Origin of the sequence: Deinococcus yavapaiensis KR-236, assembly GCF_003217515.1 — a bacterium.
GTDB classification, from domain to species: domain Bacteria; phylum Deinococcota; class Deinococci; order Deinococcales; family Deinococcaceae; genus Deinococcus_A; species Deinococcus_A yavapaiensis.
The window spans coordinates 262,503-275,906 of record NZ_QJSX01000004.1; the positions used below are offsets into that span (position 1 = coordinate 262,503).

A 13,404-nucleotide genomic window follows, 5' to 3' on the forward strand; every position below is an offset into this window, starting at 1 on the left:
GCGGGGGGTGGAGATCTTCAGAACGGCGAGTTCGGGTAGTAGAACTGCTTGGCGTTCGCCTTCGTGACGAGGACGGACGGAATGATGGTGCTGGCGGGCATCTTCTGGCCCTTGGAGCGCGCGGCGGTCGCCAGACGCATCGCGTCGGCGATCATGGCGGGCGGATACGTGACGTCGGCGGGAATCATCTTGTCGCCGTCCATGACGCGCTTGATCATGTCCTTCATGCCCGCGCCGCCGAGGACGAATTTGATGTCGGTGCGCTTGGCTTGCTGGATGGCCTTGAGAACGCCGACGGCCATGTCGTCGTCGGACGCCCACACCGCGTCGATCTTCGGGTAGCGCGTCAGGTAGTCCTGCATGACCTTGAAGGCGTCGTCGCGGTTCCAGTTGCCGAACTTCTTGTCGAGGATCTTGACGTTCGGGTACTGCGTTTTCATGGCCGCTTCGAACGAGTCGACACGCTGATTGTCGATGACGGTCGGCAGACCGCGCAAAATCACGACGTTGCCCTTGCCGCCCATCTGCTTGCCCATGAACTGCGCGGCGACCTTGCCGAAGCCGGGATTGTCGCCCGCGACGTAGGCGTCTTGCGCGGAGGTGTCGGTGAGGCCGCGGTCCACGACGACCGTATAGACGCCTTGCTTCTTGAGGTTCGCGACGGGCCGCGTGAGGGGCGCGCTCTCGAAGGGCAGGATGACGAGGGTGTTGATCTTGTTGACGGTGTAGAGGTCCTGGATTTGGTTCGCTTGCTCGCTGGGGCTGTTCGCGGTCTTGATGATGAAGCGGGCGTTCGGGTACTTCTTGGCGAGATCCTTGGCGGCTTCGTTGGCGTGGTACACGACCCCGCCCGTCCAGCCGTGCGTCGCGGACGGAATGGACACGCCGATGACGAGCGGCGTCGATTGTCCGGCGGCCGTCATGCCGAGGGTGATGGCCGCGAGGGCCGCCATGCCGATGGAGAATTGCTTGCTCATGTTGCCTCCTGAATGTGGAGTGAGTCGAACGTCCGAACACCGCGCCGTCTGTGCCAACTCGAGGAAGGAGTCAAGTTCGCCGACCGCGTTGCAAGAAGGCGACGATGATGATGACGACGCCTTGCACGGCCGCGTTGAGGTACACGCTGAAGAGGTTGGTGAGGTTGAGGACGTTTTCGATCGTGACGAGCAAAATCGCCCCGACGACCGTGCCCCAGATGCGTCCCGAGCCGCCCTTGAGCGCCGTTCCGCCGATAATGACGGCCGCGATCGCTTCGAGTTCCCACAGCAAACCCGTGGAGGGCGAGGCCGATCCGAGGCGCGGCACGTACAGAATCGTGGCGATGGCGACGCACACGCCGAGCAGGACGTACGTGAGGATCTTGATGCGCGTGACGTCGATGGCGGCGTAGCGCGCGACCTGCTCGTTGGAACCGATGGCTTGGACGTAGCGGCCGTACCTCGTGCGGTTGAGAAGCAAGCCGCCGAGCAAGGCGACGAGCGCGAACACGAGAATCGGGATGGGCACGCCGAGGACCGAGCCGTAGTAAACCGGGCTGTACTTCTCGGAAAGAGTGTCGTTCAAGCTGATGGCGCCGCCGTTGGAGAGGTAGGTGAGGACCGAGCGGAACAACCCTAGCGTGCCGAGGGTGACGATGAAGGGCTCGATGCGCCCGCGCGCGATGAGGGTGCCGTGCGCGAGTCCCGCGAGCGCCCCGATGGCGAGCGCGATCAGCATTCCGACGAGGATGGTGGACGTGCCCGACCCGAGCGTGGGAATGAGGGAATTCATGATGAGGATCATCGACCCGGCGGTGAGCGCGGCGAGCGAGCCCACGGAGAGGTCGATGCCGCCCGAGACGATCACGAAGGTCATGCCGACGGCGATGATGCCCGTGAAGGCGGCCCGCGTCAGAACGTTGGAGACGTTCGAGATGCTGGCGAAGTCCGAGTTGAGCGACGTCGCGAGGATCGCGAGCAGGATCAGGCCGAGCAGCGGCCCGAGCGCGCCGATGCGCGCCAAGATGTTGGGCCTCTTGGCGGGCCGAACGGCTTCAGAGGTGGGAGTGGACATGATCGCTCCTTGAATCGGCCCGCAGGCCCGTGGCGTACTGAATGACGGTTTGCTCGTCGAGGTCGTTGCCGCTGAGCTCGCCGACGATGCGCCCGCCGCGCATCACGAGCAGGCGGTGGCACAACCCGAGCAGTTCGGGCAGTTCGCTGGAGATCACGATGACGGCCTTGCCCGCTTGGGCGAGCTTGTGAACGAGGTGGTAGATGTCTCGCTTCGCGCCGACGTCCACGCCGCGTGTCGGCTCGTCGAGGATCACGACGTCCGGGTCTCGCTCCAAAATCTTGGCGAGGGCGAGCTTTTGCTGATTGCCGCCCGACAAGGACGCGGCCTTGACGTCGAGTCGGCTCGCGCGCACGTCGTACTCTTTCACGGCGCGCGTGAGAGCGGCGTCCTCGGCGCGTCGGTCCAGCAAAGGTCGGGCGTAACGCTCCAAGGTCATGAGCGTGAGGTTGGGGCGCAAGCCGAAGTCGACGTGCAACCCTTTGCCCTTGCGGTCCTCGCTGAGGTACACGATGCCTTGCCGAGCGGCGTCGATCGCCGAGCGCACGCGTATGGGGCGGCCGTGCTTGCGAATGCTTCCCACCGTGGAGCGGCGCAAGCCCAAGAGGCCCTCGAACGCCTCGGTGCGTCCGCTACCGATGAGGCCCGCGAAGCCCAGGACTTCGCCGCGGCGTACCGTGAAGCCCACGTCGTCCGCCCAGCCGGGCACACCGAGGTGCTCGACTTGGAGCGCCTCCTCGTCCGAAGGCGCGTTGTGCCGGGGAAACATGTCGGCGAGTTCGCGCCCCACCATGAGGTTGGCCATCTCGTGCGTGGACAAGGTGCTGGCGGGCCGCGTCGCCACGAGCCGCCCGTCTCGCAAGACCGTCACGCTGTCGGAGACGCGCTTCACCTCGTCGAGCTTGTGCGAGATGTAGAGCATCGTCACGCCGGAGGCGCGCAGTTCGCTCATGACGCCGAACAGCACCTCCGTCTCTCCGGGCGTGAGGGCCGCCGTCGGCTCGTCCATCACGAGCAACGTCGCCGAACGCGAAAGGGCCTTGGCGATTTCCAGAAGTTGTTTTTGCGGCACGCTCAGCTCTCGCACGCGCGTCCTCGGATCGACCGCGAGGCCGACGCGGTTCATGGCGTCCACGGCGCGGCGGTTCATCTCGGCGTCGTTCACGAGGAGCCCGCCGACTTCGTGACCCAAGAAGACGTTTTGGGCGACCGTGAGATCCTCGGCGAAGTTGAATTCCTGGTGGATGAGGACGATGCCCTTGGCCTCGGCGTCACGGCTGCTCGTGAAGCGGACGCGCTCGCCGTCCACGACGACGTCTCCGGTCGTCGGCGAGTGGTAACCGCCGAGAATCTTCATGAGGGTGGACTTGCCCGCGCCGTTCTCGCCGATCAAGGCGTGGACTTCGCCGCGCGCCACGTCGAAGTTGACGTCGCGCAGCACGTCCACGTCGCCGAAGCGCTTCGTGATGTGCGAGAACTCGACGTGCGTGGCGTGCGTTCGAGCCGGGCTCGTCATAGCGACCTCGCCTTGGCGGCCTCGAGGGTGGAGTTGAGGGCCAAGACCCCCGCCCCGACCAGGCCGCCTCGATCGGGGATTCGCGACAAGCGCAGTTCGATGTGCCGCGTGGACAGCGCGAGCGAGCGTCCGTACACGCTTTGACGGATGGACGCGAGCCACAACGGACCCATGAGCGAGATGCCGCCCGTGAGGACGATGTGCGACGGGTTGAAGAAGTTCACGAGCGAAGCGAGCATGCGGCCCAGCAAGACGCCCGAGCGTTGAATGATCGCCGTGGCGACCATGTCGCCTTCCCGGCTCGCGCGCGCGACCTCCACGGGCGTGAGCGAACCGACGCTCTTGAGCAGTTCGGCGAGAACGGCACTTTCGCCGCTTTCGGCGGCGGCGCGCGCTTCTTTGGCGATGGCGGGACCCGCCGCCATCGCCTCGACGCAACCGACGTTGCCGCAGTGGCACACGGGCCCGAGCGGATCGACGCAGATGTGACCGACGTCTCCGGCGGCGCCGTCCGCGCCGCGGTAGATGCGGCCGCCGCAGACGATGCCGCAACCGATGCCCGTGCCGACCTTCACGACGAGGAAGTTCTCGGCGAAGCGCCGTCCCGCCCACAGCTCGCCGAGCGCGAGGACGTTGACGTCGTTGTCGACGAAGACGGGCGCCCCGAGAATCGCGGCGAGGTCGTCCCGAATCGAGAAGCCTTCCCAGCCCGGCATGATGGGGGGATTGACGAGCAGGCCGGAGTCGAAGGCGACGGGGCCGGGCACGCCCATTCCGACGGCGAGCACGTCGTCGGGCAACAAGGCGAGCCGCGCGAGCAAGGTCTTCATGATCGCTTTGACGCGGGTCATGACGGGTCCGGGTCCGTGCCGCACGTCGGCCGCCTCGTGGTGGCTGGCGAGGGGCGTCATGTCGAGGCTCAGCACGGCGACGTCGAGGCTGGTCGCGCCGAGGTCCACGGCGAGAAGCACGCCGAGGTCCGGGTGAAGCGTCAGCTGTTCGGAGCGGCGCCCGCCCGTGGATTCGCTCGGGCCGCTTTCGCGCACGAGGCCCGCCTCCAGCAGATTCGCGATGGCGGCGACGACCTTGCTTTTGGAAAAGCCCGTGCGCTCGACGAGAAAGCGGCGGGAAACTTGTCCTTCCCAGCTCACGGCGGACAGCAGGGCCGCCTCGGTCAAGCCCAACAGCCCGATGTGCGTGCGGATTCGTGGGGTCACGGCACCTCCCGGAGATGAAGCCGAAGGAAAGTCGATCCTTCAGGCGTTTCTTGCTCGATGTCCGGAGTCTAAGCCCATCGACTTCAATCCGACAAGACCGAACTTCGAACCGAAGTCGAACGAAGTTCGAGCGAAGTCACGCCGAAGCCGCTCGATTTCGTGAAGCAGGCACGTTCGTGTGAGAAACGCATCAGGCCGCAACGCGACAGCGCTTATTTTTTCCCTGTATACTTCTTCGGGGTCGAAGGAAAGGTTCGTGAACGCGCTCGGCGCGACGATTTTCCACGACATCTCCAGGAGGACGTGCAATGAAAAAAGTTCTGGCACTCGGGCTTCTGGCCCTCGGCGCTGTCGCGAGCGCGCAAACGCCTGTTCGCGTCGGAATCGCGTTCGATTCCGGCGGTAAGTTCGATCGTTCGTTCAACCAGTCCGCGTGGGAAGGCTCCCAGCGCGCTGTGAAGGACCTCAAGGTCCAAGTGAACGACTTCCAGCCCACCGACCCCAGCCAAACCATCCAAGGCGTTCGTTCCTTCGCGCAAAACGGCTTCGACCTCACGGTCGGCGTCGGCTTCGCCAACGAGTCGAGCATCACGGCGGTCGCCAAGGAAAACCCGAACCTCGCGTTCGGCCTCGTCGACTCCGAAAGCTCCGCGACGAACGTCGCCAGCCTGCTGTTCCAAGAAGAGCAAGGCAGTTACCTCGTCGGCTACCTCGCGGGCCTCAACACCTCCACGAACGTCGTCGGCTTCATCGGCGGCATGGACATCCCGCTGATCCACAAGTTCGAAGCGGGCTTCGCGGCGGGCGCCAAGGCGGCCAACAAGAACATCCGCGTCATCGCGCAGTACGTCGGCACGACGCCCGAAGCGTGGAACAACCCCGCGCGCGCCAAGGAAATCGCGTCGAGCATGAAGTCGCGCGGCGCCGACGTCATCTTCCACGCGTCCGGCGCGTCGGGCAACGGCTTGATCGACTACGTGAAGCAAACGCAGTGCATCAAGGCCACGGACTTGCCCAAGGGCGTGACGTTCCGCAACAACACCTTCGCGAACGTCCGCAAGAGCGCTTCGTACACGAAGGCCTGCGCTGGCAACACGCGTCCGTTGTTCTTCATCGGCGTCGACTCCAACCAAAACCGCCTCGGTGACTACGACAACAACCCGGCGACGCTGAACCACGGCCTGACCTCCATGCTCAAGCGCGTGGACAACGCCGTGTACGCGCTCATCCGCGACGTGTCGCAGAACAAGTTCAAGGGTGGCGTGCGCCGCTTCGGCCTCGCGCAAAACGGCGTGGGCTTCGCCCTCGACCAGTACAACCGCGCCTTGATCTCCAACGCGCAGGAAAAGCGCCTCGAGGAAGTGCGTCAAGCGATCATCGCGGGCCGCATCAAGGTCCCGACCGACCGCTGATCCTCGCCCATCAACGAAAACACCCCGCCGCTCGGCGGGGTGTTTTCTGTTTTCAAGCGCTCAGTTCAAGACCGCGCGCGGCTCGGCCCGCTTGAGGCGCAGCAACCTCGGCACGCCTTCCGTCGCGATCAAGACGAGCGCCATGTACCGCACGGCCTCCACGAGACCGAGGTGCCGAATGCTCTCGGGAATGACGCGAAACGCGAAGTACACCGCGAAGACGAGCGCGATGCCCACGATCGTTCCGACAAGGCGCATGCCGAGGTTCCTGTGGCCTTCGAAGGTGCTGCGCGTCAGCCAAAAGCCGGAAAGCAAGCCCATGCTCATCGACATGTACGCCACCGACGAGAACACGGTCGCGGCAACCAACGCCACGATCGGCACGACGAAACGCCACGCGCCCTCCGCCTTCGGCACGCCGACGCGCGCGAGCAAGGCCACGAAGATCGCGCCGATCAGCACGCCGCCCACGATGTCCGACAGGAAGTGCACGCCCAGCACGACGCGCGACAAGGCGATCAAAAGCACGAGCACCGCCGCCACGCCCCAGAAGACGCGGTTGCGAGCGGCGAGCGCCATCGATCCCCAAATCGTCGCGCTGATTTGCGCGTGTCCGCTCGGAAACCCCGGCCCGCCCGCCGTGTCCTTCGCGGCGTCCGAAGCGATGCTCGCGTCCACCTGAAAGGGGCGCGGCTCGTCGAGCACCGTCTTGAGCAGGCCGTTCGTGAACAGCGACAGCGAAAACCACACGCCGAAGTCGCGTGCGCCGCGCGGATTCACGAAGAAGATGTAGACCCCCATCAAGACGATGAAGGCGTAATCCGAGCCGAACTGCGTCAAAGCGAGCCAGAAGGACTCCGGTCCGCCGAGCGCATCATGAAGTGCTCTCACGATGTCCATAAAGATTATTGTGCCAAACTCTCGGGCGCTGCGGAGCAGAACGAGCGCGGCGAAGCACCCCTGCTACACTACGGCCATGACCGGCTCCACCCACGGCAGCGACCTCGCGATCGAATTGCGGGGGATCACGAAGCAGTTTCCGCTCGTGCTGGCCAACGACAATATTTCCCTGAAAGTGCGCTGGGGCAGCGTGCACGCCCTCGTCGGCGAGAATGGCGCGGGCAAGTCCACCTTGATGAAGATCTTGTACGGCGTGCAGCCACCCACGAAGGGCGAGATCCTCGTGGACAGCCAGCTCGTTCAACTGCACGATCCGCGCGACGCCATCAAGCTCGGCATCGGCATGGTCTTCCAGCACTTCATGCTCGTCGATCCCTTGACCGTCACCGAGAACGTCATCCTCGGCTCCGAGCCCACGTCGGGCACCAGCATCAACTACCGCGCGGCGAAGGCACGCGTCGCCGAGCTCATCAAGCAGTTCAACTTCGACATCGACCCCGACGCCAAGATCGAGGACCTGCCCCTGGGCCTGCAACAGCGCGTCGAGATCCTCAAGACGCTGTACCGAGGCGCGCGCATCCTCATTCTCGACGAACCGACAGCGGTTCTCACGCCGAACGAGACGCTCGAACTCTTCGCGTTCCTCAAAAACCAGTACGCCAAGAGCGGCAACGCCGTCATCTTCATTTCGCACAAGCTGCACGAAGTCTTGGAGATCTCCGACGAGATCAGCGTCATCCGCGACGGCAAGATGATCGGCACGATTCCCACTCAAGGCGCCACGCCGCCGATCCTCGCGCGCATGATGGTAGGCCGCGACGTCGTCTTGAGCGTCGACAAGGCCCCCGCGCAACCTGGCGGCGCCGCCCTCGAAGTGCGCGACCTCGTGGTGAAGAACGAGGCGAACAAGAACGTGGTGGACAACGTGTCGTTCGACGTGCGCGCGGGCGAAATCGTCGGGATCGCCGGGGTCGAAGGCAACGGGCAAAGCCAGCTCGTGGAAGCCATCACGGGCCTGCACAAGTTCCACGGCGGCTCCATTCGCATTCTCGGCCAGCAATTGCCGCACATGACGGCCAAGACCGTCACGGAAGCGGGCGTCGCGCACATTCCCGAGGACCGCAACGAGCGTGGTCTCGTCCTCGACATGACAACCGCCGAGAACCTCATCCTCGGGTCGCACGACGAAAAGCCCTTCGCCGGCCCGCTCGGCCTGCTCGACCTCGACCGCATCGAGCAGCGCGCGGTGCAACTCGCGGGCGAATACGACGTCCGTCCTCGCTCGGCCTCGTTGCCCGCCGGGCAATACTCGGGCGGCAACGCCCAAAAGATCATCGTGGCGCGCGAGATGAGCCGCAACCCGAAGGTGCTGATCGCGTCGCAGCCGACGCGCGGCGTGGACATCGGCGCGATCGAATTCATCCACAAGCAGATCGTGAACGCCCGAGACAAGGGCCTCGCCGTTTTGCTGGTATCCGCCGACCTCGGTGAAGTCATGAATCTCGCCGACCGCATCATCGTGATGTTCGAAGGCAAGATCGTCGGCGAAGTCGTCGCCAAGAGCGCCACCGAAGAGCAACTCGGCCTCATGATGGCGGGCGTGCATCCGGAAGGAACGCACGTCTCGGCAGATTGACTGCCACCGCTCCGCGAAGCCCCCGTCAGGGGGCCTTTCGTTTAGGATGTTTGTCTATGAGTGTTCACCTCTCCGCCCAGCCGGGCCAAATTGCCGAAACCGTCCTCATGCCGGGCGATCCGCTGCGCGCCAAGTACATCGCCGAGACGTTTCTGGAGGACGCCGAGTTGTACAACGAGGTGCGCGGAATGCTGGGGTACACCGGCACGTACAAAGGCAGACGCGTCTCGGTGCAAGGCAGCGGGATGGGCATTCCGAGCATTTCCATCTACGCCTCCGAGCTCATCACGCAGTACGGCGTGAAGACCCTCGTGCGTGTCGGTACGTGCGGCGCGTACCAAGAAAACGTGCGCGTGCGCGACCTCGTGCTCGCCCAAGCCGCCTGCACGGACTCGGCCATCAACAACGTGCGCTTTCCCGGCAAGACCTTCGCGCCGATCGCCGACTTCGAACTCTTGCTGCGCGCCTATCAAGTCGCGCGAGAGCGCGGCTTCACGACGCACGTCGGCAACATCTTGTCGAGCGACACCTTCTACCACGACGATCCTCAGCAGTTTCAGCAGTGGGCGCGGTTCGGGGTGCTCGCCGTGGAAATGGAGGCGGCGGGCCTGTACACCCTCGCCGCGAAGTACGGCGTTCGCGCCCTCACGGTCCTGACGGTCAGCGATCACCTCGTCACGCGCGAGGAAACGACCGCGCAAGAGCGCCAAACGTCGTTCGGCGCGATGGTGCAAGTCGCGCTCGACGCGGCGCTCGGCCTCTAAGCTCGGCGGGAGGTGTACGCTCGAAGCATGAGCTCGCTGTTGCTCCTGACCGCGCTCGTCGCCGCGCAACCGTCCCTCCCCCGGGTAACCGTGGACGCTCGACCGCTTGTAGTGACGGCGACCGTTCGAGAACTTCCGGCTCGGCCCGTGGAGGAAGGGCCGGAGTTCTATCCGCCGCGCCGCGTCCGCGTGACGTTCGGCCCGCAGCAAGATTGGCGCGAGCTGAACGTGTACCCCGTGGCGGCGTTGCTCGCGCAGTACCCGGATTCTCGCGACCGCGTGCGCGGCCAGATCGACGCGCTGAAAGGATTGCTGCGCCAACGCGCCGCACCGAACGCCGTTCGCGGCGAGTGGCCGTTCCTGCCGCTCGCGTTCGCCGCGCAAGTTCTGGCGGCGAGCGTGAGGTACGTGGATTTCGACGGCGGACGCGGCGTGCGCTACCTTGTCGCGTACCGTCAAGACGCGGCGCCCCTGTCGCGTGACGACGTGTACTACACCTTCCAGGGCCTCACGAACGACGGACGGCACTACGTTTCGTTCGTGTACCCGGCGTCGCTCGCCGAGTTGCCGAAGGATGCGTTCGCCCCGGCGAACAAGTCGGTGATGGACGCACTCGCCTCGGGCGACGCGCAGCGAGCGAAGACGACGTGGGAAGCGTACTTGTCGCGCATGAAGCGGCAACTCGACGGCTTGACGAACGACGCGCGCCTCACGCGGCTCGACACGGTCGTGAAGTCCTTGCTGATTCGCTGAAGCGCGCGAGCGAGGGGAGGGCCGTTTAGCGGCCCTCCCCTCGCTCGCCTCTCTTCGATTTCAGCGCGCGCAGCCCGCCAGAATCTCCTGCGCGAGCGGACCCACGCCATCAGGGGTGAGGGCGGCCGTGACGAGCGCGCTTCCCACGACGACGCCGTCGGCGACTTTTGCGACGGCGTTCGCGCTGCCTCGGTCGCCGACGCCGAAGCCGACGGCGATGGGATGCGAGGTGTGCTCGCGGGCGAGGGCGAGCAGGCGGGGCACCTCGTGAAGGGCGCTTCCGGTGCGCGCGCCCGTGACGCCCGTCACGGACACGGCGTACAAGAAGCTGGTCGTCGCTTCCGACACGAGGCGAATACGCTCGGGCGTGCTCGTCGGGGCGATCAGGAAGGTCAGCTTGAGATCGAAGCGCGCCGCGAGGTCGCGCAAGCTCTCGGCCTCGTCGGGCGGCAAGTCGGGCAGAATCAAGCCGTCGAGGCCCGCCGCGACGGCGTCCTTCACGAAGCGCTCCTCGCCCCACGCGAGGATGGGGTTGTAGTACGTCATGAGGACGAGCGGCTTGTCGGTACGCTCGCGCAACTTGCGAACGGCGTCGAACGTGCGGCGAATCGTCGCGCCGTTGCGCAGCGCGAGTTCCGACGCCTTTTGGATCGTCGGGCCGTCACCGAGCGGATCGCTGTACGGCAAGCCCACCTCGAGCAGGTCGGCGAAGCGCAGAAGCTCGGCCGCGTGAAGCTGGAACTCCTCGGCCGTCGGGTAGTCGGCGGGCAGGTAGCCGATGAAGGCGGCGCGGCCCTCGGACTCGGCGCGGTGAAAGGCATCGTGGATGCGGCTTTTCGTCATGATGGTCATGCCGTCGCTCCTTCGAGTTCGAGTTCGCGTGCGAGAAGGCGCGCGGCTTCCGAGGCGTCCTTGTCGCCGCGTCCGGAGAGGTTCACGACGATGATCTGGTCTTGAGGCAAGGTCGGGGCGAGGTCCATAACGTGCGCGATCGCGTGCGCGGTCTCCAAGGCGGGAATGATGCCTTCGAGGCGGGTGAACTCGGTGAAGGCCTTGAGGGCCTGCGTGTCCGTGACGGGCACGTACTCGGCGAGGCCGTGCTTGGCGTAGTACGAGTGCTCGGGGCCGATGCCGGGATAGTCGAGGCCCGCGCTGACCGAGTGCGCCGGGACGATCTGGCCGTCGTCGTCGAACAGCAAGTACATCTTCGCGCCGTGCAGCACCCCGATCTTGCCGCCCGAGACGGACGCCGCGTGCCGGCCCGACTCGACGCCTTCCCCGGCCGCTTCCACGCCGACGATCCTGGGACGCTCGCCTTCGGGCAGATACGCGTACGGCGCGAACAGCCCGATGGCGTTGCTGCCGCCGCCGACGCACGCGACGAGCACGTCGGGCACCTCGCGGCCTTCCTTTTCGAGCAGTTGGCGCTTCGTCTCCTCGCCGATGACGCTTTGGAAGTCGCGGACCATGGCGGGATAAGGATGCGGTCCCACGACCGAGCCGAGGATGTAGAAGGTGTCACGAACGTTCGTCACCCAGTCGCGGATGGCCTCGTTCGTCGCGTCCTTGAGCGTCGACGTTCCGCTCGTGACTTCGCGCACCTCGGCTCCGAGAAGCTTCATGCGAAAGACGTTGAGCGCTTGGCGACGGATGTCCTCGGCGCCCATGTACACGACGCACTGCAACCCGAACAAGGCGCAGGCAGTCGCGGTCGCGACGCCGTGCTGCCCCGCGCCCGTCTCGGCGATGATGCGCTTTTTGCCCATGCGCTTGGCGAGAAGCGCTTGGCCGATGGTGTTGTTGATCTTGTGCGCGCCCGTGTGGTTGAGGTCTTCGCGCTTGAAGTAGATCTTGGCTCCGCCGAGGTGACGGGTGAGGTTCTCGGCGAGGTAGAGGTTGGAAGGGCGACCGACGAATTCTCGCAGGTAGCGTTCGAAGTCGGCGAGGAAGGCGGGGTCTTGCTTGGCCTCCTCGTACGCGGCTTTGAGCTCGTCGAGGGCCGGAATGAGCGTCTCGGGGACGTAGCGACCGCCGAAGTCGGCGAACCGACCGCGCGCGTCGGGTTGAGGGTATTCAGGAATGGACATCTGTGCTTCCAGGGTAGTGCGAACGGGTGTTAGGCGAAGCTTGATTTTTAGACAAATTGTCTAAGTAGCGTCGCCAACATTCCAGGAGGTCGGAGGGAAGAACGTCGTCCGGAACGCGCCAACCCATCGACGCGGCGAGGAACGAGAGCAGGCGGGAAGGCTGCTCCCCTGCCTCGCGAAGCGCCGTCACCGACGGCGCGCCGCCGCGCTTGGCGAGTCGCTCGCCGAAGGCGTCTTTCAGCAAGGGAACGTGCAGGTACCGAGGCGTGGGGAGGTTCAGGGCGCCTTGCAGGGCAACGTGACGCGGCGTGCTGAGCCACAAGTCCTCGCCGCGCACGACGTCCGTGACGCCCGTCAGCGCGTCGTCCACGACGACCGCGAGATGATAGGCGAAAGCCCCGTCCGAGCGCAAGAGCACGAAGTCTCCGACCTCCCGCGCCAGGTCTTGACACAGCGTTCCGAGGCGAAGGTCGTGCGCGCAAGCCGTTTCGTTCGGCGCCCGCCAGCGCACGGCACCGCTTAACACGTCCTTGGCGCGGCACGTGCCGGGGTACACGAGTTCCGCTCCGTGCGGCGCGCTCACCGCCTCGGCGATCTGCTTGCGGGTGCAGTCGCAGCGATACGTCTCGAGACGGCGAAGCGCGTCCTCGTAGAGGTCGCGCCGCTCGCTTTGCGTGAACTCCTCGTCCCAATCGAGGCCCAGCCACGTCAAGTCTCGCCGAATGCCGTCGTACGCCCAGGAGCGCACGCGGCCCGTGTCGAGGTCCTCGAAGCGCAGAAGGTGCCGCCCGCCAAGCGAACGAGAATGCAGCCAGGCGAACAAGGCCGTGCGAGCGTTGCCGAGGTGCATGGCGCCCGTCGGCGAGGGGGCGAAACGGCCGATCACGGTCGAGCCGGACACGCGGAAAGTGTAGCGCGCCGAGGAGCGACCGTGGAAGTCGCTATCATCCCGAGCCCGGCGTGTCGTCCGACGGCGACCTCTTCCCGACGAACGTCGGGGCGAAGTCGCCTCGTCGCACTTGGAGAGCGCGGCCATGCCCGTCATGGATGTCGTGCCGCGGCACGCG

Annotated in this window: 12 protein-coding genes; 4 read left to right on the plus strand and 8 right to left on the minus strand. The window is 65.5% G+C overall.

Features of this window, described 5'->3' with window-relative positions; translation table 11 throughout:
• Positions 1-17: 17 nt before the first annotated feature.
• The 4 genes from DES52_RS06990 to DES52_RS07005 form a co-directional block, all read right to left on the minus strand.
• A complete protein-coding gene (locus tag DES52_RS06990) occupies positions 18-977 on the minus strand; it encodes an ABC transporter substrate-binding protein (RefSeq protein WP_110886071.1) in 960 nt (319 codons plus the stop codon).
• Between the two features lie 70 nt (positions 978-1,047).
• Complete coding sequence (locus DES52_RS06995) at positions 1,048-2,052, minus strand: ABC transporter permease (RefSeq protein WP_110886072.1); 1,005 nt, start codon at positions 2,050-2,052, stop codon at positions 1,048-1,050.
• On the minus strand, positions 2,033-3,568 hold the full coding sequence (locus tag DES52_RS07000) for a sugar ABC transporter ATP-binding protein (RefSeq protein WP_110886073.1): 1,536 nt from the start codon (positions 3,566-3,568) through the stop codon (positions 2,033-2,035). Before DES52_RS07000 ends, DES52_RS06995 begins: the two co-directional genes overlap by 20 nt.
• Complete coding sequence (locus tag DES52_RS07005; RefSeq protein WP_211317874.1) at positions 3,565-4,785, minus strand: ROK family transcriptional regulator; 1,221 nt, start codon at positions 4,783-4,785, stop codon at positions 3,565-3,567. Before DES52_RS07005 ends, DES52_RS07000 begins: the two co-directional genes overlap by 4 nt.
• A gap of 308 nt (positions 4,786-5,093) precedes the next feature.
• On the opposite strand from DES52_RS07005, the gene DES52_RS07015 reads away from it, so the two are divergent.
• Positions 5,094-6,197, plus strand: coding sequence for a BMP family lipoprotein (locus tag DES52_RS07015; protein WP_110886075.1), 1,104 nt, complete (start codon positions 5,094-5,096; stop codon positions 6,195-6,197).
• Positions 6,198-6,257: 60 nt separating this feature from the next.
• Here the strand turns inward: DES52_RS07015 and DES52_RS07020 are convergent, their stop codons facing one another.
• Positions 6,258-7,097 (minus strand): phosphatase PAP2 family protein, encoded by an 840-nt coding sequence (locus tag DES52_RS07020; RefSeq protein WP_110886076.1) that lies wholly within the window; start codon positions 7,095-7,097, stop codon positions 6,258-6,260.
• A gap of 76 nt (positions 7,098-7,173) precedes the next feature.
• Between DES52_RS07020 and DES52_RS07025 the strand changes: the two genes are divergently transcribed.
• The 3 genes from DES52_RS07025 to DES52_RS07035 are packed head-to-tail and all read left to right on the plus strand — an operon-like array spanning position 7,174 to position 10,250.
• Positions 7,174-8,733: an ABC transporter ATP-binding protein gene (locus DES52_RS07025; RefSeq protein ID WP_110886077.1), complete on the plus strand. Its 1,560-nt coding sequence runs from the start codon at positions 7,174-7,176 to the stop codon at positions 8,731-8,733.
• A 56-nt stretch (positions 8,734-8,789) separates the two neighbouring features.
• A complete protein-coding gene (deoD, locus tag DES52_RS07030; RefSeq protein ID WP_110886078.1) occupies positions 8,790-9,497 on the plus strand; it encodes a purine-nucleoside phosphorylase in 708 nt (235 codons plus the stop codon).
• Between the two features lie 27 nt (positions 9,498-9,524).
• Positions 9,525-10,250: a hypothetical protein gene (locus DES52_RS07035; RefSeq protein WP_110886079.1), complete on the plus strand. Its 726-nt coding sequence runs from the start codon at positions 9,525-9,527 to the stop codon at positions 10,248-10,250.
• Between the two features lie 60 nt (positions 10,251-10,310).
• Here DES52_RS07035 and trpA read toward each other — a convergent pair whose 3' ends face one another.
• From trpA to gluQRS, 3 genes are read right to left on the minus strand one after another with little or no spacing between them, the layout of a single operon-like run.
• Positions 10,311-11,102 (minus strand): tryptophan synthase subunit alpha, encoded by a 792-nt coding sequence (trpA, locus tag DES52_RS07040; protein ID WP_110886080.1) that lies wholly within the window; start codon positions 11,100-11,102, stop codon positions 10,311-10,313.
• A complete protein-coding gene (gene trpB / locus DES52_RS07045; RefSeq protein WP_110886081.1) occupies positions 11,099-12,337 on the minus strand; it encodes a tryptophan synthase subunit beta in 1,239 nt (412 codons plus the stop codon). Before trpB ends, trpA begins: the two co-directional genes overlap by 4 nt.
• Positions 12,324-13,238, minus strand: a complete 915-nt coding sequence (gene gluQRS / locus DES52_RS07050) for a tRNA glutamyl-Q(34) synthetase GluQRS (RefSeq protein ID WP_281268561.1) — start codon at positions 13,236-13,238, stop codon at positions 12,324-12,326. Before gluQRS ends, trpB begins: the two co-directional genes overlap by 14 nt.
• Positions 13,239-13,404 lie beyond the last annotated feature (166 nt).